Annotated in this window: 22 protein-coding genes; 15 read left to right on the forward strand and 7 right to left on the reverse strand. The window is 61.3% G+C overall.

Annotated elements, in window-relative coordinates:
- Nucleotides 1–145 precede the first annotated feature (145 nt).
- From JQ580_RS26475 to JQ580_RS26530, 12 genes are all read left to right on the forward strand, one after another.
- Nucleotides 146–469 (forward strand): STAS domain-containing protein, encoded by a 324-nt coding sequence (locus JQ580_RS26475; RefSeq protein ID WP_212283151.1) that lies wholly within the window; start codon nt 146–148, stop codon nt 467–469.
- On the forward strand, nt 469–834 hold the full coding sequence (locus JQ580_RS26480) for a response regulator (protein WP_008142319.1): 366 nt from the start codon (nt 469–471) through the stop codon (nt 832–834). The genes JQ580_RS26475 and JQ580_RS26480 overlap by 1 nt, the downstream gene beginning before the upstream one ends.
- On the forward strand, nt 831–2,903 hold the full coding sequence (locus JQ580_RS26485; protein ID WP_212283153.1) for a chemotaxis protein CheA: 2,073 nt from the start codon (nt 831–833) through the stop codon (nt 2,901–2,903). Before JQ580_RS26480 ends, JQ580_RS26485 begins: the two co-directional genes overlap by 4 nt.
- Complete coding sequence (locus JQ580_RS26490) at nt 2,903–3,364, forward strand: chemotaxis protein CheW (protein ID WP_199581090.1); 462 nt, start codon at nt 2,903–2,905, stop codon at nt 3,362–3,364. Before JQ580_RS26485 ends, JQ580_RS26490 begins: the two co-directional genes overlap by 1 nt.
- Before the next feature lie 39 nt (nt 3,365–3,403).
- Nucleotides 3,404–5,089 (forward strand): methyl-accepting chemotaxis protein, encoded by a 1,686-nt coding sequence (locus JQ580_RS26495; protein WP_212283155.1) that lies wholly within the window; start codon nt 3,404–3,406, stop codon nt 5,087–5,089.
- 64 nt (nt 5,090–5,153) lie between these two features.
- Nucleotides 5,154–5,630: a chemotaxis protein CheW gene (locus tag JQ580_RS26500; RefSeq protein WP_212283157.1), complete on the forward strand. Its 477-nt coding sequence runs from the start codon at nt 5,154–5,156 to the stop codon at nt 5,628–5,630.
- A 56-nt stretch (nt 5,631–5,686) separates the two neighbouring features.
- On the forward strand, nt 5,687–7,492 hold the full coding sequence (locus tag JQ580_RS26505; RefSeq protein ID WP_212283159.1) for a methyl-accepting chemotaxis protein: 1,806 nt from the start codon (nt 5,687–5,689) through the stop codon (nt 7,490–7,492).
- Between the two features lie 141 nt (nt 7,493–7,633).
- On the forward strand, nt 7,634–8,488 hold the full coding sequence (locus JQ580_RS26510; RefSeq protein ID WP_212283161.1) for a CheR family methyltransferase: 855 nt from the start codon (nt 7,634–7,636) through the stop codon (nt 8,486–8,488).
- 17 nt (nt 8,489–8,505) lie between these two features.
- Nucleotides 8,506–9,597 carry a protein-glutamate methylesterase/protein-glutamine glutaminase gene (locus JQ580_RS26515; RefSeq protein WP_212283163.1) on the forward strand — a complete coding sequence of 364 codons (1,092 nt, stop codon included), beginning with the start codon at nt 8,506–8,508 and terminating at the stop codon, nt 9,595–9,597.
- A gap of 5 nt (nt 9,598–9,602) precedes the next feature.
- Entirely contained in the window at nt 9,603–11,336 is a 1,734-nt protein-coding gene (locus JQ580_RS26520) for a chemotaxis protein (protein ID WP_212283165.1), read from the forward strand.
- Between the two features lie 142 nt (nt 11,337–11,478).
- Nucleotides 11,479–11,925, forward strand: a complete 447-nt coding sequence (locus JQ580_RS26525) for a hypothetical protein (RefSeq protein WP_212283167.1) — start codon at nt 11,479–11,481, stop codon at nt 11,923–11,925.
- Nucleotides 11,926–12,034: 109 nt separating this feature from the next.
- A complete protein-coding gene (locus JQ580_RS26530) occupies nt 12,035–12,316 on the forward strand; it encodes a hypothetical protein (protein ID WP_212283169.1) in 282 nt (93 codons plus the stop codon).
- Nucleotides 12,317–12,906: 590 nt separating this feature from the next.
- Here the strand turns inward: JQ580_RS26530 and JQ580_RS34350 are convergent.
- Nucleotides 12,907–13,506 (reverse strand): hypothetical protein, encoded by a 600-nt coding sequence (locus JQ580_RS34350; protein ID WP_249134441.1) that lies wholly within the window; start codon nt 13,504–13,506, stop codon nt 12,907–12,909.
- A gap of 156 nt (nt 13,507–13,662) precedes the next feature.
- On the reverse strand, nt 13,663–13,794 hold the full coding sequence (locus JQ580_RS34140; protein WP_283813992.1) for a hypothetical protein: 132 nt from the start codon (nt 13,792–13,794) through the stop codon (nt 13,663–13,665).
- Nucleotides 13,795–14,301: 507 nt separating this feature from the next.
- Here JQ580_RS34140 and JQ580_RS26540 point away from each other — a divergent pair.
- Together JQ580_RS26540 and JQ580_RS26545 are read left to right on the forward strand one after the other, a co-directional pair.
- The gene (locus JQ580_RS26540) at nt 14,302–14,553 is read left to right on the forward strand and encodes a hypothetical protein (RefSeq protein WP_212283171.1); all 252 of its coding nucleotides are present in this window, start codon (nt 14,302–14,304) and stop codon (nt 14,551–14,553) included.
- A 70-nt stretch (nt 14,554–14,623) separates the two neighbouring features.
- Nucleotides 14,624–15,046, forward strand: coding sequence for a hypothetical protein (locus JQ580_RS26545; protein WP_212283173.1), 423 nt, complete (start codon nt 14,624–14,626; stop codon nt 15,044–15,046).
- A 34-nt stretch (nt 15,047–15,080) separates the two neighbouring features.
- Here the strand turns inward: JQ580_RS26545 and JQ580_RS26550 are convergent, their stop codons facing one another.
- Entirely contained in the window at nt 15,081–15,347 is a 267-nt protein-coding gene (locus JQ580_RS26550) for a hypothetical protein (protein WP_212283175.1), read from the reverse strand.
- A gap of 243 nt (nt 15,348–15,590) precedes the next feature.
- On the reverse strand, nt 15,591–16,814 hold the full coding sequence (locus tag JQ580_RS26555; protein ID WP_311982491.1) for a polysaccharide biosynthesis/export family protein: 1,224 nt from the start codon (nt 16,812–16,814) through the stop codon (nt 15,591–15,593).
- A gap of 663 nt (nt 16,815–17,477) precedes the next feature.
- Here JQ580_RS26555 and JQ580_RS26560 point away from each other — a divergent pair.
- Nucleotides 17,478–17,807, forward strand: a complete 330-nt coding sequence (locus tag JQ580_RS26560; protein WP_212283177.1) for a hypothetical protein — start codon at nt 17,478–17,480, stop codon at nt 17,805–17,807.
- On the opposite strand, the gene JQ580_RS26565 is transcribed toward JQ580_RS26560, so the two are convergent.
- From JQ580_RS26565 to JQ580_RS34145, 3 genes are all read right to left on the reverse strand, one after another.
- Nucleotides 17,804–19,300, reverse strand: a complete 1,497-nt coding sequence (locus JQ580_RS26565; RefSeq protein ID WP_212283179.1) for a glycosyl transferase family protein — start codon at nt 19,298–19,300, stop codon at nt 17,804–17,806. The two genes, JQ580_RS26560 and JQ580_RS26565, sit on opposite strands and share 4 nt — an antisense overlap.
- 3 nt (nt 19,301–19,303) lie before the next feature.
- A complete protein-coding gene (wecB, locus tag JQ580_RS26570) occupies nt 19,304–20,491 on the reverse strand; it encodes a non-hydrolyzing UDP-N-acetylglucosamine 2-epimerase (protein WP_212283181.1) in 1,188 nt (395 codons plus the stop codon).
- A 219-nt stretch (nt 20,492–20,710) separates the two neighbouring features.
- A complete protein-coding gene (locus JQ580_RS34145; RefSeq protein WP_212283183.1) occupies nt 20,711–21,730 on the reverse strand; it encodes an adenylate/guanylate cyclase domain-containing protein in 1,020 nt (339 codons plus the stop codon).
- Nucleotides 21,731–21,950 lie beyond the last annotated feature (220 nt).

A 21,950-nucleotide genomic window follows, 5' to 3' on the forward strand; every position in this document is an offset into this window, starting at 1 on the left:
GGATCGGCAAGCTGTGCACGCTTGCACACGGTTGCGCGAATTCCGCGGGAATGTGACCCGTAGTTGTACGGATACCCGTGTTAGGGGTTTGCTCACCCGATTCGCGTCAAACGAGTAGTGGAATTTTAGCAAAGGCGGGTCAGCGATGGCGCTCAATCCCACGGAGCCAAAGTGGTCGTTGCGGTTACCCGCCGATTGCAGCATCGCGGCCATCCGCAATGTCTATGAACTCATTCGCGAGGCGTTCGGCCGCCAGGAGCGTCTCGAGATCGACTGCTCGAGCGTCGACAAGGCGGACGTGACCTCGCTCCAGCTCCTGCTGTCGACGGCCAAGACGGGGCAGGCCCAGGGCCGCCCGGTGGTGCTGACCGCTTTCTCACAGTCTCTTCGCAACACCCTTCGCCGCGCCGGCTTCACCAGCGAGGCGATGATCGATCAGCATTTCCCGCAAAAGAAAGATGGCATCTAATGGCCACGATTCTGACCGTCGACGATTCGCCCAGCATCCGGCAGATGATCAAGGTCGTGCTCGAGCCGGCCGGACACAACGTGATCGAGGCCGGTGACGGTGCGCAAGGGCTCGCCAAGGCCCAGGCCGGCAAGCTCGACCTCGTCATCACCGATCTCAACATGCCCGTCATGAACGGGCTGGAGCTGATCAGGGCTTTGCGCAAACTGCCCAGCGCGGTCGGCATGCCCATCGTGTTCCTGACGACCGAATCCAACGACACGGTGAAGCAGGAAGCCAAGAGCGCCGGCGCCACCGGTTGGATCACCAAACCGTTCAAGCCTGAGCAACTGCTCGCCGTGGTGGGCAAATTGGTGCGTGCATGAGCGCGATGGATCCGACCGAGATCTTTCGTCAGGAAGCCAGCGAGCTTTTCGAAGTTCTTGAAGGGGCCCTGCTCGACCTCGGCCAGCGTCCAGACGACCGTGAACTGGTCGATTCCGCCTTCCGCGCCCTGCATACCATCAAGGGTTCGGGCGCCATGTTCGGCTTCGACAAGGTTGCCGCCTTCACCCACGAATTCGAGACCGCTTTCGACCGCGTCCGCAAGGGCGAGATCAAGCCGACCCAGGAGCTGATCTCGGTCGCGCTCGCCGCCAAGGACTACATCCGCGCGTTGATCGAAGATCCCCAGTCGACCGACGACATCATCGGCGAGGCCATCCTCGACGACCTCAAGCGCTTCGTGTTTCCCGACCAGGCCGCGGCACCCGTCGCCGAAATGGTGGCGCCGCCGCTCGTCCCGGTTGAGAGCAAGCAGGCCGGCTGGCACCTTTATCTGGAATTCGAATCCCATATCCTCCGCAACGGCTCGAACCCGCTCGACCTGCTGGAAGATCTCTGCAAGCTCGGCCCCTGCTTCGTCGTGCCTGTCACAGACGGCATCCCCTTCCTCGACGAGATGGAGCCGGAGGACTGCTATCTGAAATGGGACGTCAAGCTGCACGCCGCCTGCGACAAGGACGCGATCGACGACGTCTTCATGTTCGTGTCGGACGAGATGAAGCTGACGCTCTCGCCGTTGGCGCATGTCGAAGCGCCGGCGCCCGCACCGCTGTTCCAGTTGCTCGACGAGGAGCCGGCCCCGATGGCCGCTGCGCCAGCGCCGCCGGTCGAGGCTGCTGCCGCGCCTGTCGCAGAGCAGGCCGTCCCAAAGGTGGAGCCGAAGTCCGAACCAAAGCCTGAACCGAAGCTCGAGGCCAAGCGTGACGATCGCGGCATCGCTACCGTCCGCGTCCAGGCCGAGCGCCTCGACGAGTTGATGGACCGCGTCGGCGAACTCGTCATCGCGCAGGCGCGTCTGACCCAGCTCGCATCCTCCGGCTCCGATCTCTCGATCAAGATGATCGCCGAGGAAATCGAGCGCCTTGCCTCCTCTCTGCGTGACACCACGATGGGCGCGCGCATGGTGCCGATCGGTTCGCTGTTCGGCCGCTTCCGCCGCCTGATCCACGATCTGTCGCGCGGTCTGTCGAAGCCGGTCGAATTCGTCACCACTGGCGAGGATACCGAGCTCGACAAGACCATGATCGAGTGTCTGGCCGATCCGCTGGTGCATTTGATCCGCAACGCCATCGATCACGGCATCGAGGATACCGCGACCCGCTCGGCCAACGGCAAGACCGAGCAGGGCCGGATCGAGCTCGCCGCCGTCCATTCCGGCGCGCAGGTGCTCGTCACCGTGAAGGACAATGGCGGCGGCCTCAACACCGCGCGCATCCGCGCGAAAGCGGAAGAGCAGGGGCTGATCGCAGCCGGCGCGGTGCTCACCGATCACGAAATCCACCAGTTCCTGTTCCATCCCGGCTTCTCGACCGCGCAGACCATCTCGGCGCTGTCAGGCCGCGGCGTCGGCATGGACGTGGTCAAGCGCACCATCGAGAACATGCGCGGTTCGATCGATCTGTCGACCCGCCCGGGCCAGGGCACCACCGTGACGCTGCGCCTGCCGCTGACGCTGGCGATCATCGAAGGTCTTCTGATCCGCGTCGGCGAGGGCCGCTACATCATCCCGCTGTCCGCCGTCGAGGAATGCATCGAGCTGACCGCCGAGGACGAGCGCTCCCGCGGCCGCAATTTCCTCAACGTGCGTGGCAATCTCGTGCCGTTCCTCCGGCTGCGCGAGATCATGAACGCATCCGGCGCGCCGGACCGGCACCAGAAGACGATCATCATCTCGACCGGCGACACCCACGTCGGTCTGGTCGCCGATCAGATCATCGGCAACCACCAGACCGTGATCAAGTCGCTCTCCAAGCTGCATTCGGACGTCACGATGTTCTCCGGCGCGACCATCCTGGGTGACGGCACGGCGGCGTTGATCCTCGACGTCGCGCAGCTCGTCGCGTTGGCGCAGTCGAAGGTCGAGAAGCAGCATATCAGCGAGGCGGCGTGATGAACGATGGTTTGGCCGGCGAACGGCAAGCCGACGCGATGCAGGTCGTGATGATCGGCCTCGGCGAGGAGAAATTCGCTCTCGATGCCGGTCTCGTGCGCGAGATCATCGATCCCGTCCCCGTAACCAAAGTGGCGGGCGCAAGAGCCTTCGTTCCCAGCGTGATCAACGTGCGCGGCAACGTCATTCCGCTCGCCGACCTGCGCATCCGCTTCGGCATGCCGCAGCTCGATGACACGGCCGAGACGCGCATCGTCGTGATCGAGCTCGATCTCGACGGCGAGCCGGTCCTGGTCGGCGTCACCGCCGACAAGGTCTACGAGGTCACGGAGATTTCGCAGACCGACGTGCAGCAGACGCCGCGCGTCGGCATGCACTGGAAGCCGGAGTTCATTCGCTTCATCGCGAAGTGGCGCGAAGAGTTCGTCATCGTTCCCAACATGGAACGCATTCTGAATTGAAACGAGGGTCTCGGGCGAGACTGGGGTTAGGGGCTGCAAATGAGATTTACGGTCAAGGCAAAGCTTGCCAGTGCATTCGGCGTGGTCCTGTTGCTCTCGATGGCGGCCGGCGGCCTCGCCTATGTGAAGCTGACCGAGATGATCGATACCGCCGACAGCCTGGTGTCGCGCGCCGGTCGCATGGATCGAGCCGCCGAGATCGAAAAGGGCATTCTGCTTCAGGTCCGCGCCGAGAAGAACATCATCGTCGCTCCCGAGAGCGAGGCGGAGCGTTTCCTTGCCGAGATCGCCAAGCAGCGCGAGACACTTCTCAAGCTGAAGGAAGAGATTCACGCTGCGGCCTCACCCGAAGGCAAGAAGCTGCTCGAGAATTTTGGTGTCGCCTACACGCGCATGAACGCGGCCCAGGATGAGGCCCTCAAGCTCGCGCGGACGGACAAGGCGAAAGCAGCCGAGCGCTCCATGACCGAGGTCCGCAAGGCTGTCGGCGAGGCGATGGAGGCCGGCAACGCTTATGTTACCAACGTCAAGAAGAACATGAACGACCAGGCCGCGCAGGCGCACCAGGACGGCAACCGGGCCCAGCTGCTGCTGATCTCGGCCGTCGTGGCCTCGCTCGTGATCGGTCTGGCAGCGGCGATTTGGATCTCCATCAGCATCGCGCGCGGTCTTGGCCGCGCAGTCAATCTCGCCGGTGCCGTGGCGAGCGGTGATCTGACCCAGACGATCAACGTCTCGAGCAATGACGAGATCGGCGATCTCGTCAAATCCCTGAACGCGATGGTGGCGAGGCTTCGCCAGGTCGTCGAAGAGGCGCTCACTGCTGCCAGCAACGTTTCGGCCGGCAGCCAGGAGCTCTCCGCCAGCGCCGAGCAGCTCTCGCAGGGCGCCACCGAGCAGGCTTCGTCCGCCGAGGAAGCCTCCTCCTCGATGGAGGAGATGGCCTCGAACGTGAAGCAGAATGCCGACAACGCCAACCAGACCGAGAAGATTGCGGGTCAGTCGGCCAAGGACGCGGAGGCCAGCGGCATTGCCGTGGGCCGCGCCGTCCAGGCCATGCAGACCATCGCCGAAAAGATCACCATCGTTCAGGAGATCGCCCGTCAGACGGACCTGCTGGCTCTCAACGCGGCGGTCGAGGCCGCCCGTGCCGGCGAGCATGGCAAAGGCTTCGCGGTGGTTGCCTCCGAAGTGCGCAAGCTCGCCGAACGGAGCCAGGCAGCGGCGGCCGACATCGGCACGCTGTCGACGGAAACGGTGAAGGTCGCACAGGAGGCCGGCGACATGCTGTCCAAGCTCGTGCCGGACATCAAGAAAACGGCCGAGCTGGTGCAGGAAATCACTGCGGCCTGCCGCGAGCAGGACGTCGGTTCGGCCCAGATCAACCAGGCGATCCAGCAGCTCGACAAGGTTGGGCAACAGAACGCCAGCGCGTCCGAGCAGGTGTCTTCGACGTCCGAGGAGCTCGCTTCGCAGGCCGAGCAGCTGCAGTCCACCATCTCGTTTTTCCGGATCGAAGATGCGCGCAAGGAGAAGGCGGCGGCTGAGCCGATCGATCGCGCCGTCGGTCAGCTCCGGGCCAAGGCCGCGCACATGGCGGCCGCCGATCGCGGCATGAAGAAGCCGGTGCCTGCCCGCAGGCCGATGAAGGTGGCCGGCGGCGGTGGCTTCGCCTTCGACATGAACGACGGCGAAGACGACCGCGACGCCGAGTTCCAGCGCTGATCAACCGGTCCGGCCTCGCGCCGGGCCGCACTCATGTCCAAACCCTCGGAATCCGGACCGCATCATGGCCGCAACTTCGCAATATCTGACGCTCGGGCTTGCCGGCGAGACGTTCGGCATCAGCATTCGCAACGTCCGCGAAATTCTCGACATGCGGCCGATCTCCCGGCTTCCGCACGCACCGGACTTCCTGCTCGGGATGATCGACGTGCGCGGCAGCGGCTATCCGATCGTCGATCTCAGGAAGAAGCTCGGCCTGCCGAGCGTGGCCGCCACGGAAGCCACCCGCATCATCATCCTCGACGTGCCGATGAAAGACCGCCTGGTCGGCGTCGGCTTCGTCGCCGACTGCGTCTTCGAGGTCACCGACATCGACGAGCAGGCCATTGAGCCGATCCCCGAGGTCGGCGGCAAATGGCAATCGGACTACGCCGCCGGCATCGGCCGCAAAGGCGAAAAATTCGTCGTCATCTTCGACCTCGCCAAGCTGATGGCGCACGACGAGATCCCGGACGGGCGCGAGTCGCCGCGGGCGGCCTGAATTCCAGTTAAGCGTGACCGAGCGTAACTCCCCCAATTCGAACCAACGAGACTGAAATGCGATTCACCGTCAAAGCAAAGCTCGCAAGCGCCTTCGGAGCCGTCATCCTTCTGTTCATGGTGGCCGGCGCCGTCAGCTACGTGAAGTTGTCCGACATGGCCTCGACCGCGGAGTCCATGGTGCTGCGCGCCAAACGCATGGAGAAGGCTGCCGAAGTCGAAAAGATCATCTGGCAGCAGGTCCGGGCGGAAAAGAACGCAATCCTGGGAACCGAGCACCAAGCCGAAGAGTTCGCGGCCAATGCCGCCAAGCTGCGCGACGAGGCCACCAAGATCAAGGACGAGGTCTACGCACTCGCCAGCGAGGGCGGCAAGAAGCTGCTCGACAATTTCGCCAGCGCCTATGCCAGGATGAATGCCTTTCAGGAGGAGACGATCAGGCTGGCGAAGACCGACAAGGCGAAGGCGACAGAGCGATCGATGGGCGACGGTCGCAAGGTGGTTGCGGATGCGACGGAGGCAATGGGCGCCTATGTCGCGAACACCAAGCGGCAGATGGCCGAGCAGGCCGTTCAGTCGCAGGAGGACAGCCGTCGCGCTCAGCTGGTTCTTATCGTCCTGGTCGTCGTATCACTGATCGTCGCTGCCATCGGGGCAGTCTGGATCTCGATCAACATCAGCCGGTCGCTGGCCAAGGCGGTCGGCCTGGCAGATGCCGTCGCGGTCGGCGATCTCAGCCACAAGATCGACAACGTCGCCAACGACGAAATCGGCGATCTCGTCAAATCCCTCAACGCGATGACGGCCAATCTGAACGCCACAGCCGCGGTCGCCAATGAGATCGCGCATGGCAATCTCACCGTCGAAGCCAAGCCGTTGTCGGACAAGGACACGCTCGGCCTCGCCTTGGAGCGCATGGTGGAGAAGCTTCGCCAGATCGTGTCCGAAGCCCTGACCGCGGCGCAGAACGTCTCCGCCGGCAGCCAGGAACTTTCGGCCAGCGCCGAGCAGCTGTCGCAGGGCGCGACCGAGCAGGCCTCGTCGGCCGAGGAAGCCTCCTCTTCGATGGAGGAGATGGCCTCGAACGTGAAGCAGAACGCCGACAACGCCAATCAGACCGAGAAGATCGCGGCGCAGTCCGCCAAGGATGCGGAGGCCAGCGGTGCCGCCGTTGGCCGCGCCGTCGACGCCATGCAGACCATCGCCGAGAAGATCACCATCGTGCAGGAGATCGCCCGGCAGACCGACCTGCTGGCGCTCAACGCGGCGGTCGAGGCCGCCCGCGCCGGCGAGCACGGCAAGGGTTTTGCGGTCGTCGCCTCCGAAGTGCGCAAGCTCGCCGAACGCAGCCAGGCCGCCGCAGCGGAGATCGGATCGCTGTCATCCGAGACCGTGAAGGTCGCGCAGGAAGCCGGCGCGATGCTGTCCAAGCTTGTTCCCGATATCAAGAAGACCGCCGCACTGGTCGAGGAGATCACCGCCGCCTGCCGCGAGCAGGACGTCGGCTCGGCCCAGATCAACCAGGCGATCCAGCAACTCGACAAGGTCGGCCAGCAGAACGCCAGCGCGTCCGAGCAGGTGTCCTCGACCTCCGAGGAGCTCGCCTCGCAGGCCGAACAGCTCCAGTCCACGATTGCGTATTTCCGCATCGAGCAGGGCGCGAGGAGCCAGGCGCCGGCGCCGATCGACAAGGCCGTCAGCCAGTTGCGCGCGAAGGCGGCCACCATGGCGGCCGTCGAGCGTCCGGCCAGGAAGGTCGTCTACGCCAAGCCGTCGCGCGGCGTGAAGGCAGCTGGCGGCGGCGGCTTCGCCTTCGACATGGACGATGGCGGCGACGATCGGGACGCCGACTTCCAACGTTGATTTATCGCCAGCGGACCGGCACGCCGCGAAAGGGCGCGCCGGTTCGTCTCCAAGTTCTTCCAGTAGACGCGTAGGGTTGCAGATGGCCATGATGGCCCGACATTCAGTGCAGGCGTCCCTCTTCCATAGAGGCGCACGTCCATGATGCCCGCCCTGCAGGATACGGCTGTCCATCTGTCGGATCGGCATTTCCGGACCATTGCCGAACTGATCGAAGGCCAGGTTGGCATCAAGCTGCCGCAGGGCAAGCGGCTGATGCTCGAGGGGCGGCTGCACAAGCGCGTGCGCGCGTTGAACTTTTCCGACCTCAACGAATATGTCGAGAACCTGTTCGAGCCGGATCATTTCGACACCGAGCTCACGCACCTCATCGACGTCGTGACGACCAACAAGACCGACTTCTTCCGAGAGCCGCAGCACTTCACCTTCATGCGCGAGGTCGCGATCCCCGCATTGCTCAAGTCTCACGGACGCAAGAACGCCAACCTGAAGATATGGAGTTCCGCGAGCTCCACCGGCATGGAGGCCTACACCACCGCGATGGTGCTGGACGACATGACGCGGAACGGCTCGCGCTTCCAGTACCGCATTCTCGGGACCGACATCTCGACCGCCGTGCTGCGCCTCGCCCAGACCGCGATCTACACCCGCGACGTGCTCGCGCCCGTGCCCGAACCCTTCGTGAAGCGATATTTCCTGTCCTCGCGCGACAGGTCGCGCGGCGAGGTGCGGGTGGTGCCGGAGTTGCGGCGCATGACGCATTTCATGCGGATGAACCTGATGGACACGTCCTATCCCGTCGACCGCGACGTCGACATCATCTTCTGCCGCAACGTCCTGATCTATTTCGAGCGCGAGACGCAGCGCAAGGTAATCGAGCAATTGTGCAGCCATTTACGGCCGGGCGGTTATCTCCTGGTCGGGCATTCGGAGTCGATGATTCACAGTGCCGTGCCGGGCTTGAAGCAAGTTGAACCAACCATTTTCAGAGTCTAGCCGGAGCGCCGCCTGACATGCCGAAGGAGAAAGTTCGCGTTCTGATCGTGGACGATTCGGCGTCGGTGCGCCAAATCCTGCAAACGATCCTCAACGACGATCCCGACATCGAGGTGATGGGAACGGCCTCGGACCCGTTCGTGGCGGCGAAGCGTCTCCAGGACGAAATTCCTGATGTCATGATCCTCGACCTTGAGATGCCGCGCATGGATGGCATGACCTTCCTGCGCAAGATCATGGCGCAGCGCCCGATCCCGGTGATCATCTGCTCCTCGCTGACCGAGGAAGGCTCGAACGTGATGTTCGAGGCGTTCGAGGCCGGCGCGGTCGACATCGTGCCCAAGCCGAAGATCGACACACGCCAGGCGCTGCTCGAATGCTCGGCGCGGCTGCGCGAGGCGGTGAAGTCGGCTGCGCGCGCGCGGGTGCGGCCGCGTGCGGAACGCCGGGCCATCGAGAAGAAGCTGACCGCCGATGCCATCATCCCGCCCCCGGTGCAGGGCAAGGTCCGGCCGACGACCGAGCGCATCGTTTGCATCGGTGCGTCGACCGGCGGGACCGAAGCGCTCAACGACGTCCTCGAGATGCTGCCGGCGCATTGTCCGCCGATCGTCATCGTCCAGCACATGCCGGCAGGCTTCACGGCGGCCTTTGCCAGGCGTCTCGACAGCGTCTGCCAGATCAGGGTCAAGGAAGCCGAGGACGGCGAGCCGGTGCTGCAGGGCTGCGCCTATATTGCGCCCGGCGCGCGCCACATGCTGCTGCAGCGCATCGGTCTGCGCTACCAGATCGCGATCAAGGACGGGCCGCCGGTGTCGCGGCATCGCCCCTCCGTCGACGTGTTGTTCCGTTCGGCGGCCCAGCATGCCGGCGCCAACGCGCTCGGCGTCATCATGACGGGCATGGGCGACGACGGCGCGCGCGGGATGCTGGAAATGCGCAAGCTCGGCGCCTCGACGCGGGCGCAGGACGAAGAGAGCTGCGTGGTGTTCGGCATGCCCAAGGAAGCCATCGCCCATGGCGGGGTCGAAAAGGTGGTTTCGCTGCATCACATTCCGCGGGAGATCATGCTCTGGTATCAGGCCGGGCACGCCGCGGTGGCAGGCTGATGGCCATGTCGCCCGTTCCGGCCAACACGCTCACCGAGGCAACCGCCGCGATCGAGGACGTCTCCTCGCGCATCGAGGACGTCTTCGCGCGCGTCGGCCACGAACTCGGACGCGGCCACCTCATCTTCAAGGAGCTGAACCAGGGCCTCGCGACGCTTTCCGGTGAGCTCTCGGGCGCCGAGATCGAGGGCGCTGCAACCGCGCTGCAGGAGATCGCGGCGCGGCTGAGCGAGCTGGCGCAGGCGCTGCCGGCGGAGAGCGCCCTGCTGGAGACGATCGGCAAGAGCACGGCAGAGGCGTCCACGCTGCTCAAGCCGCTGTTCAAGCATATCGGGATGATCACCATCATCGCGCGCAGCGCGCGGATCGAGGCGGCCTCGCTCGACGGCGACCGCGAGGGATTTCTCGCCTTCACCCAGGAAGCGTATGATCTCGGCAAGGCCGTGCAGCGCTCGATCGAAGGCTGCGCGCGGGACCAGCAGCGCCTGTCCGAGGCTGTTGCCACCGCGTCCGGCCGGCAGAAGGAGTTCGAAAGCCGGTACCGGGCCAGACTGGTGTCGGAGAGCGCCGAACTCGGCGCAGCCTATTCAGGATTGCGGGACCAGCGCAGCAAGAGCAGCCATCTGGCTGACCGCGCCAGTTCCAGCACCAGGAAGATCGCCGAGGCGGTCGGCAGCGCGATCATTTCGCTGCAGGCGGGCGACAGCACGCGTCAGCGTCTCGAGCACGTGTCCCACGGCATCAGGCTTGCGTCGGAATCCGGTCCGAGCCTGGTTCCCGCGCCTGTGACGAGCGACGACGGCGTGCGTGCGATCTGCCGGTTGCAGGCGGCCCAGCTCAGGGATGCCCAGCGCGAGTTCGGCAGCGACGTCGACCAAATTGTCGGCGCGCTGACGGCCATTCTGCACGATGCGGGCAGCGTCGTCGGCCATGGCCGCACGCTGTTCGGCGGCGAGGATGGCGGCGCGTCGTCGTTCCTGACGCGGATCAAGCAGACGCTGGCGCACGCATCGACCCTGATTGCCACCTGCGAGAGCGCGGGCCGCTCGGTCGACGAGGCGCTCGCGATCGTCGAGGACACGTTGGCGAAATTTCGCCAGGCGATCGCCGGGCTTGCCGAGGCGACCGTCGACATCACGCTGATCGGAATGAATGCCGGCCTCAAGGCGAGCCATCTTGGCAGCCGCGGCAGCGCCTTCGTCGTCATCGCCAACGAGCTCAAGGCGACCTCGGACCAGGTCTCCGCGGGCGCCGGGCGCCTGAGGCCCGTGCTCGACGCGATCGAGCGCTCGGCCAACGAGCTGAGGGAGCTGCGCGTGCAGGGTGACCCCACGCAGCTGGCCAAGCTCGAGCCGCAAATTCTGCAGGCGCTGCGCGAGGTCGAGGCGGGCAATGAACGGCTCGGCAAGCTGATGAGCCGGCTCGTGGACGAAGGCGCGGAATTCGAGCGGCTGATGAATTCCGCCCAGGCCCAGATGACCGGTCTCGGCGAAAGCTCCGCAGCCTTGCCTGCGGTCGCCTCGCGGCTCGAGACTGCGAGCGCGGGCGCGGGCGCGCAGCGGCTACAGCCTGAGCCGCAGGATCAGGCGATCCTGGACGATCTTTTCGCGCGCTACACGATGGAGCGCGAGCGGGACGTTCATCGCGAATTGCTGCAGGCGCTCGGGCTGGCGTCGATCGCGGTCACGCGCCGGGTCGAGGCGGTCGAGACCGCGGATGACGGCATCGAATTTTTTTGACGGTGCCGCCGCATGCTGCGGTGGCAATTTGAAGGGTTGGCTTTGCAGGGCGTTAACCGTGGCGGCATGCTCGCCGCATCGGTCATTGTCGCGCCTCAGAGTTGGTTGCAAATACCGGTGACTATTACGACGGGTGTTTTCCATGATGCGAGACGGCAAATATGCGGCCTGGTTCAGGACCCCGCGTGGCCAGGGCACGGGTATCGTGCATCTTGCGGATGGACGGATCTCGGGCGGCGACAGCTTCTTCACCTATGACGGCTCCTATCTGTTCGACGACGACCAGCGCTTCACTGCCGTCCTGACCACGCGGCGCTATGCCGAGGGTCCGCCGACCGTGTTCGGTCTGGACGAGGTCGAGGTCGCGCTTTCGGGCACGTGCAGCGGTGCGATGGCGACCTGCTCCGGAACGGCACGCCAAGCACCCGACGTGAAGTTCGAGGTGACGCTGATCTACAGCCAGGAAGACGCGCCGGCTGTGAAAGCGCGCTACGCGGTCGTCAAGCCAAATGACAAATTACCCAAGGGGCTCGACAGCCGCTCGGGGCCGCGCCATCAATCCAGGTCGCCCAAAGCTCCCGCATCTTAGCATTGCATTGACGCTGTTATCGCCAAAACATCGTTGCAACATGCACGGCAACTCGGCCTTTAGGCGAGAAACGTAGTGTGAGGCCCAGAACAATAAGCGGACAAGGAATATGCCTCAGATCTGGATGACGTATCAGGAGCTTGGGAAACTTTGCGGATTTGGTGCTGACGAGGCCAGGTTGCAGGCGCAACAGCTGCTGCTCGATCGGCGTCGAAGCCGCGATGGACATACCCGTGTCAAGCTGAACGCCATGTTGACAATCTACTTCATCGAGACGATTCGGAAATCGGAATTCGATTCCGATGAGGCCGTCGCTGCCCTGCGCGACACCCATCGAGAGATGGCAAGGGGATTCAGTCCGCGCAGCGCGGCTTTCAGGCGTGGCGCTTAGCTCTCGCTCTGAACCAATTCGAAGCAGCCATAACCCCCCAGTCAAAATGTTGCGCAACGCCGGTGCTCCACCGGACCAGGATGGCCATATGGTCACGGCCAGGGGGTGCCATAAGAATTGCCCCTACTTGACGGGGCGCAGCTTTCGCTGCGCATGCGCTCGGTCTTGCGTCGGTAGCCAATGCGCAGGTAGTCATATTGCACGGAGAACTTTAAGGAAGCGAAGAAGTGTCGTCAAATGAAGTCGCCGTTCGGGTGACGCGGAAGCAGCATTCGATACTTAGGCTTGTCGTGACCTGCAGGTGGCCTATGCTGAACTCCATTGAACAAGTGCTTGATGCGCATTCCACGGCCTTGGCGGGGCAGGGAACGAACGCGGGCAGCGTGCTCCAATTCTACTCGGCGCGCAGAGCGCGTTTCAGGAACTGTGACCTTAGCGACGCGCAGACAGCGAATTTATAAAGAGCCGGCGAAAGGTATGCGAATTTTTCCTATACAGCGGCCAGCCGGGTGGCGAAATGCAGGCAAATGGCGAGATAGCTGACGCCCCTTCCGAAGCTCCACGCCTGCCAGCTGTTGGAGTAAGAAGGGCTACGCGGGCGGTCTGGGCAAAAATGCCAAGATCGTCTGGGCGAGGATGACGCCGACGACGCCTCCCGTTGCCTTTTGAAGGACATCTAGAAATCCAAAATGGTAATCGGGGATCAATGTCTGTGCGCACTCAAGTCCGATCGCGACTGCAGTTACCAGGCTACTAGCAACGGCGAACCTTCCGGGAAGCAGGAAGGATAAAAGGAAGCCAAGAAGGGCGTACACGCTGAAGCGCTCAATGACGATGATCCAATATGCCTCAGCATGGCCGACGAGAACAGGCTTGCCCGCCAGCCGTACGAGAGTGGCATAAATGACCAGCGCGAGGCAAATTCCCCCGGCTGCAATGAAGTGATTGCGACGCATGTCAGCAGCATAGCCGATCGTACGCTTGGCGGCTTCGAAAGCCGAGAACATCGTTAAGGCCTTGTGACGCGCATTGTCTGATTTGATTTGGCGCGCACAAGCCACCAGAGCGTCGACCCGATCGACGCGGCGATGTTGGCGTGACACCGCTGCCAGCAGCGCTGGACGCAGGAGAGGGAGGGGCGGCCGAACCGAAAAAGCCCTGGCTTTCCTGAACGCAGCATGAAAAATCAAACGCGCGGATTGCTTCTTGGTCGCGTAGCCTGGCGGAGACGGTCAAAAACAAAATCCAGCGCAAGCGCCAACAGCATCTTCACAATCGTCAGGGAGCTGCGTCCAGTTGATGGTCTTGACGAAGAATTTGTCGATCTCAAACGTATCGGCCACAGACTAGCGCTTGCTGGCCCTCTTCGATTTAAGCGTAAGGCCGAGCCGTAGCGCCATGCGCTTGACGGCATCGGTTGATCGGCCGAGTTGCTTTGCCGCGTCCTCCAGCGTGGTGGAGGACTTCGCAAGTTCCATGAGCCGACGGTCTTCCTTGAATGACCAAGGCCTGCGAGCCATCCTGGTAGGCATCCTTTCGTACGGGCACAAGACAAAGTCGCCAAGCGCACCCATGTTCGCTCAGCGACCTTGCTTGGGAGGGCCGGGCCTTGGGGGCAGCCCGTTGTCGAGATGAATAGGGGTTTCCAAAGACTTCGCAACAAACACCGGGCGTTAAGCTAACCCCTCAACCTTACCCGCTGGAATCGCGTGCGCCGCGAGGCCGATATGGTTGTCCCTTTATCAAAATCAGTCTCATACGCGGCTCGTAGATAATGATCGCCCGGTCTGGCTTTAACGCTGCCAGTAGATCCTATTTGCTCGAATTGAACTCCGGTGTAAGTTGCAGGCAATTCAGTTGCGCAAGGCCTTGTTTGATGTGTCATGCGGCCGATCAGCGACAATTGCCTGATTTATGATTTCAAGTACGGATGGCGCCGTGACGTTGTCCGTATGGCGTTTCGATATTAGACGCAGGGATGTCACATGATCGCTTCAGGGAACGCGGCGCCCAGACGGTATTTTGTGGATGGGGTTGGGAAAAGGGTTCTGATTGGACTGACGGTCGAGGAGACACGGGAATTTGAGGGGCTTGATCGAGGGCAGGTCGAGCCGCGAGCAATGGACGCAGAAGCTGGCCTTGCCGTGGCCGAAGACAGCGAGCAGAGGTGGCTGACACTCTACGAAAAGCATGATCTCGCCTGGCGAAGCTGGTTGGTTCACGCGGTGCAGTTTTAGCCGTTAAAGCTTCGTTAACCACGGGAGGGCGATGTTCTGAGGGTGCCGACCTCGAACGAGAATGCCGCCCATGTTTCAACGTTTCCTAAGGGCTCGGAGCCAGAATTTGCTTCGCCGCGTTGGCGTTCCCGAATTTCGCGTGCGCTCGGCTGGCCGGGATACCGAAACCGACCACCATCGCGTCGGAGCTATCATGGCCGCCGTCGAGGACGCTCTGCAGTCAGCTGAGCGTGAGCGGGCCGGTCTGGGCCGCCGCGTCGATGACGTCATGGCCAGGGCCGCTGTAACGCTCGGCAACGGTGACGACGAGTACCTGCACAGGGAGCCGCTCGACAGCCATCATCACGATCTGTTCGATATCGAGATCGTCAACGGACAGAGGCGACTAGAGGAGCTCAGGACGGCAATTGGCCATTTCAGGTTCATTAAAGCTGCCGTGCAGAGCCGTTTTCCGGACTTTCGGCCTCAGCTTGGTCCCACCTCGCGCAAGTAAAGCTTGCCATGGGCTCTCCAGACAGCGGCAAGCTCTAGCGTGGTCGTATGCGGCTCAGCTCGCCGGGGACAACAGCGGTCACTCCGCCGCCGGCGGCAAATTTCAACAGCGCCCCTCCGACATAACTGATTTGCAGCAGTAGGGCGAAAGTCAAAGTAGATACCAAGGCCTGCGGAAGCGGCTCAGGGGAAATTGCACAAATTGCAAATGTGCCGACGAGAATAATCGGCACGAGCACGAACACCCGGTATCGAAGACCAACGAGTATCCCCATGGCTATACTACCGGCAATGAGCAACATCGTCAGGGGGCTCCACAAAAAGTCCGTGAGAACCTAACTTTTGCGCCCTAACAATGACTGAAGCGAATACTTCAATTTGCTGTTAATCCTAACCGTTTTGAACGACGGCAGCATACGCCGGCAACACGTGGGGGCGTCGGCGCCCTCAGGTCTTTTGCGCGGAGGAGACATGCCCAAGGAAGATCGACAGCTGGGACGCTCTTGACGCGTGTCGCGCTGGCTCCCGTTTGATGAGCAGATTAACTACCTTGAGGTCACGATGGAATTGATATTGGCCGCGTTGGTGGTGGCCGCGTCCAAAGGGGCCATGAGCTTGATAAACTCAGTTGACGGTGACTCCGCTACCGAAATGACGTCGTGATCCCGCATCCTGAACGAATCTGCCTGGAACCAGCCATCAGGCTTGCTCATGTCGAATTTGTAGACCGCAGGGACCTGGATCGTCGGGAATCCGGACACGTTCAGTCCAACGCTTTCCATCAATCTCTTGGGCTCGAACCGGTAGACGAAGACCGATTTGGAATTGGCGCGGTTGCCATCGAGACCACCGGCTTTGGCCAAGGCTTCGGCTAGCGACATCTCTGCATTCTCGAAGGTGAAGCGACGATTATTCGTGCCGCCAATCGAGCCCGGCGAAGGCGTGGATCCGAATGCCATGAACACGCGAGGCACTCGCGTCAGGAAGACGACATCGCCCGGCGACAGCAGCACGTCCTCCGAAGGCCGTTGGACAACGCTCGAAACGTACTGCGTGTAAGTTCGGCTGCCGCGCTTCAACGTGACAGTGACTTCGTAATCTGGAAACTTCGGGCCACCGGCCCTTGCGATGGCCGCGAGCAAATGCAGCCCGCCGGGGTCGATTGGGAAACGCGATGGAGAGTTGACCTCGCCGAGCACACTGACCTGATTGCCGCGTTGTTCTGCAACCGCGACCACGACTTGCGGCTCGATAGCGCGCTCCTTGAGGCGCTCGCGGATGATATTGCCCACCGCGCGCGGTGTTTGGCCCGCGACTTTGATCGAGCCGGCGTAGGGGATGTTGATGCTGCCGGATTGATCGACCTGCTGTCGCGGGATATCGACAAAATTGCCAGACCTGACCCCGGCTTCGCCCGGAATAAAGAGGCCGCCGGCCTGGGCTTCGAAAACGGTGACGGTCAGAATATCGCCCACGCTAATAGGTGCTTCCCGAAAGCGTCCACCTGGCACCGAGGCGAACGACATGCCGGTTGCGGTGGTGATTGCATTTGAAGCACTGAGAACCGCCGGATTGATGGGCATCAGTACATAGTGGAGCGGTACCGACGGCTCCGTCACGATCGCAGCGTTTTCGTGAACGGCAGCAGCATCCGGCGCGTCCATCGGAATGATACCGGCGCAGCCAGTCATCATCGTAAGGACGAAGATCATCGCAACCAATCGATAAACGCTGATCTCAGCCGATGATTTTATTGTCTTACTGACCACCACAACCTCACGCCAACATTTCATTGTGCTCGAACGTAGCAAGCTTCCCCTCGTCGAGTCACTCTCATCAAGTTTTATCGAAAGCAAACGCGCGGTTTTGTGACCTTCTGGCAACTACACACGCGTCTGAATAAGCACAGTTTGTGATCAGTCCAGCTAAACGTCTTCATTCTCGCCACATTCCAACCGCCCGCTATTGTTTAGCCGCGGGTCTGACATGTTTGCACCATCATCGTGCGCTCATGCAGTGGCTGCTTTCGTGACAGCCTGTGCTCTCTGTCAAAGCCGGTTGGCAGCGCAGCGAAGGCTGCACGGCCAATGGTTGTATTCGAGGGAAATGAAACTAATTACCCCGGACCCGAGCGGCCTCTTCTCATGCAAGCCGCCGCGCCGAAGTGGCGAAGTTGTCACTCGCGCGGAACGGGTCGATGTCATCGGCGTTTGATCATAGTCCTGCTCGAAATTTTCGTGAGAGCAGGGGCAGAATGGTTATGTCGAATTTGGTGTTTAAGTGTGCGTTATCCCTGTTGCCGAAAGCGCTCGGATGCCAGTGCCCAATCTCGAAGGTCCGTAAAACTCTATTGATTGGTTTGAGCCGCACGTAAGAGCTCTAATGTCAAAAGCCCCATGGAGCCAGCAAGAGGCTGACGACCGGGGGCGTTAATGTCTACTGCAAACTGCTTAAATCCGACGAACTTCGCCGCGCTTCCGAGCCGGGATGCTGTCGATGGGCTTGCGGCAATCGCCTCAGCGTTTGACCGAGGTCTTTTGACTGCACACAAGGCGCGTGGACAGAAGTTTATCGACGTCTGTGCCATCGCGCTGGGTTGGGCCATGCTTGTTGCGGTCGTCCTTCACCCTGAAGTGCAGATTGCGGCCATTGGGCTTGGCATCGCATCGTTTGCGCTGCGCTCGATCTGCCGGATGGTGCTTGGGCCCAGCCAGCAGACGCGCCCGATCCCGGCCGATCGTCCCGCGCTTCAATACGGTTAGGACGCGCTTGCGCCGCCAGGCAGCTCATTCTCGGAAACAGGTAGCTCCAGCTCACCCATTTTGATGGGATAAGAGTGCGAGGTCTTATCCCACACAAGAGGCCTGCCTGAAAAGCGGTGGCTGGTATAAACGCGAACGGCTCGCCACGTGGCAAAGAAATTGACGAAATTTCCGACAATCAGCCTCGGCGCCGACATAAGCGCGTGGCGCAGATTGTAAATCATCCCGGTGAAGATCATGCGGTTGAGCAGGCGCCAGATCAGAAACCCGAACGTCACCCAGAATAACGTCTTCGCCCAGCTGGAAGACAAAAGCACGTAGGTGAGCGCCGAATTGGGGTCGAGATACCAACGGAATGTCTCGAACAAAGCCAAATTGGCCATCGCGAAATAGGCAAGCATAACTGCCGGACTGGTAAGGACGCCCTTTCGGTCGCGTGCCAAAAAATACTTCGTGCCGAACTTGCCCTTCCAGCCGATTTCTTCGGTTCCCTGAAAGACGATCCCGAGTAGCCATCGTGCGCGCTGTCGGTAGGCTTCTTCTAGCTTCGAGGGAAAGAATTCACGCGTTGCGATCGGAAGACGCCGGTGGAGGATGCCGGGATTTCCGGTGTCTATATCGATGTCGATGGCGTACTTCGCCGGATAAGAAATGAACGCGGACTTGAAGCCCAACTCGGAGACGCGAAAGGCGATATCGTAGTCCTCCGTGAAGGAGGCAACGCGGAATGCTTCGCCTAGATTTTGGTCGACGAGATGAAGCATCGCTTCACGGCCGAAGCAGGCTGAGACGCCAGCGCAGGGAATGACGCCGGAGATGCGCTGGCGGACCTCGAGATCCTTAGTGTGCATTTCCGCAAACTCGTCCATGTAAATCCCCCCGATCATGGAGAGAACGGGACGAGAGAACGAATAGACCGGCAACTGAACGAAGTCGTAGAGTTCGACAAGCTTGTTGAAGAGCTTCAGCTCGAGGGGATGAATAAGATCCTCGGAATCGTGCATGACGACCCCGGCAAATTGAAGAGATTGCTCTGCCTCGAACATGAAAATGTCGGAAACGATTTGGTTCAGGCAATCCGCCTTGCTGGTCGGACCGTCCCGGGGCACCAGAACCATATGTATGTTTGGATAGAGGGTCTGGGCCTTTCGTATTTCGTCCTGAGTCTGGGGATCGTTGAGGTAGACTCCGACGAAATAGTGGGCCTGTCGATAGCGAAGGAGCCGGGAATTCGAAGACAGCATCGAAAAGATCACGTCGTGCTCCTTCCAGCACGGGATCATGATCGCGATTGGTCGCTCGGGCAGCTGCTCGAGAAGCTCGACATCTGGTAGATCCCTGGTCCGCGCAATGCCGAACAGCCTCCCGCTCCAGAACAGGACATCGACCACGAGATCGTCAAAGCTGGATATGGCAATGATGACGCCCGCCACGAGCATCATGATCTCAACCGAATAAATATATCCGGCGAGGTAGGCGGTCAGTTCAGCCATGGGTCAGGGTGCATGTTGAAGTGGAACGAGCGTCGCTAAAGTCTGATCTCGGCAGGTCACGAAATGCCGGTAGATGACATCTATGATGCGGCGGCTGGCGTGCCCGTCGCCGTACGGGAAAACGGAGCGCGCCATCCTCGCGTATTTTGACGGCGACTTGTGAAGGTCGTAAAGCGACCTGAAGACGGCTTCGCGAGACGTTCCCACGAGCTCCACAACACCGGAGGCGACTGCTTCCGGACGCTCTGTGACGTCACGCAGGACCAGGACCGGTTTGGCGAGTGCCGGAGCCTCTTCCTGCAATCCCCCGCTATCAGTCACCACGCACCAGGCATTCTGGATTGCCGCGACCATGGTCCGGTAGTTTAAGGGCCCCACGAGATGGATTCTCGGGTGTCCGGCTAGAATCTCCATGGCCGCCTCGCGGGCATTCGGATTCGGGTGGACGGGGAAGTACACGCCGACATCGGGAGTAAGATCGACAAAAGCTTTCACCGCGGTGAGAGCGTCGCGCAATCTACTGCCGAAATTCTCTCGGCGATGTGCGGTCAACAGTATCGTCCGCCTCGCCTGGAATTCCGGCGGAGGGGGTGGCTTGGTGGCAGCGATCTCCAGCAGCGAGTCGATGACGGTGTTGCCGGACACGAAGACCTTGTCTTTCGGGACGTTTTCGCCGATCAGGTTTTGAGCCGCAGCCGACGTGGGGGCGAAATGGAGCGCGGTTGAAACGGCGATCGCTCGACGATGGAATTCCTCGGGGAAAGGCGTGTCGAGCTCCGGCGTGCGTAATCCAGCTTCGATGTGAATGAAGGGCGTCTTTCGGTAAAATGCGCCGACCGAGGCCGCATATGCCGTGGTCGTGTCTCCCTGCGCAATGACGCAGTCCGGCGGCTCGTTCTCGAGAATGCTGTCCAGTTTGCTGAGAAGACGGCTCGCCGTCTGGGCCGGGCTATGGGACGTTCCTCGATGACGAATTGCAATGTCAGGTGCAAGGCCGAATTCTGCCAGTGTCTGGTCGAGCAGATCGCTCTGTTGACCGCTGGTTACGATCTTGACGTTGGCCCAACCCGTGCTGCGCAGGCGCCGAATGAGCGGTGCCAGCTTGATCACCTCCGGGCGGGTGCCGATCACAACGAGAAAGGTTCGAACAGGAATAGATTGGGAAAACTCGTCCCGATGCGGGTGATGCATGTCCGAAACCCCAAATCGACGTGCCAGCGCAGTCGATATGACGCGCAAAGCCAAATTATCTGTCGGTATTCAGGGGAACCAGATTAAACGGAGCCCAAGTTCCAGACAAACGATGTTTGGGCAATATTGTGCGAAATCCAAAGCATTGGCAATACAGGGTAAATAGTCGCTCGGAAATAACCCGGACGCGGCTTGAGCAGTTGCCGCCAAGGTCGGGAGCTACAAGGTCCCCGGATCGCGCCATACGCTGGCCTCGTATCCATCGATGACCTGGCTCGTGTGTGTGAATTCTTCCAGTTGGCGTAAGGGTTCGATGACTTTTCGGGCGATGAGAACGGTGTTGGGTTCGGCGTGTTTCTGCATATGGCCTGCCACATCGATGACACGGTCGGAAATGGTCTCCAATGGGGTCGAGTCGTCGAAATAGACGAGGCCCGCATTGACGCCGCACCGTACGGAGAAGTCGGCTTTCGAAATCTTGACGTCGCGGTTAAATCCCTTGAGGCTTTTGATCACATCCTTGCCGGCCTGGCACGCATCCTCGACGTGAGCAAAACAGGCCATGACGCCGTCGGGGGTCCAGGCGGTCTTCAACACGCCCCGCGCCCGAAATATGCGCTCCACGAGCTTTCTGTACTCGGCGAAGTCGTACTGAACGGAAGCCGGGTCCTCGCCAGTCTTCATGTGAGTCGATCCGACGACGTCAACCGCCAGAAAAGCAACTTCCCGTCCGAATGAGTCGAGCTTCTTCTTGGTCTCGGCGAACACGCGCAGAAGATCCTGCCGGTTCACCGCGTTGTCGCTCTCCGCAACCCTCAGTGTGCTTTCCAGTTGCTTGTCGAGCACGGAGCCGGGTTTGACGCCCTCTTTCTTGCGCCACTCCTGTGCAGAGGCCCTGAGGACGCGTCGGTTGACCGATTGTTGGCTCCTCTGAGCCAGAGACCCGACCACGAAGGTGAAGAGGATCGCGAGCCCGATCAGAATCCAGTCAGAGCGATCCGCACCAGCGATGTTCGTGGGTATGTAGCGATGAAGGAGCGGTGCGGCCTTCTTGAGAATGATTTCACGCGCGTCCAGCAATGTGGCGGAGAAGCTGGCACTTTTTGGGTTGTCGAAAAAAAGAAAAAGCTTGGGAGCAAGCAACGTAAGGGCAAGAACGAAAGTCGCAACTCCGAGTAGTCGTCTTGCTGTGAATAGAAAAGTCACGACGAACGATCTCGGCGCTTCCCGATAGACCACTTGAAATCTCCAGAGCCTCCCGAGCAAGGACGGGTTCGGCTGAATTATAGTCCGCGTGTGATGGCGAGCGCAATTGCAGCGCCGGTCCTGGAAGACGCCTCAATGGCCTGCAGTTGCCCGGGGCTGGACTGAGTGCTGGACACGGATAGTGGAGTTCGCAGACCAATCTGCTTCGCAGATGACGGGAGCTTGAGGAGATTTTGGCCGGCGGGAGGAGGGG

Source organism: Bradyrhizobium sp. SZCCT0148, assembly GCF_018129985.1.
Taxonomy (GTDB): domain Bacteria; phylum Pseudomonadota; class Alphaproteobacteria; order Rhizobiales; family Xanthobacteraceae; genus Bradyrhizobium; species Bradyrhizobium japonicum_H.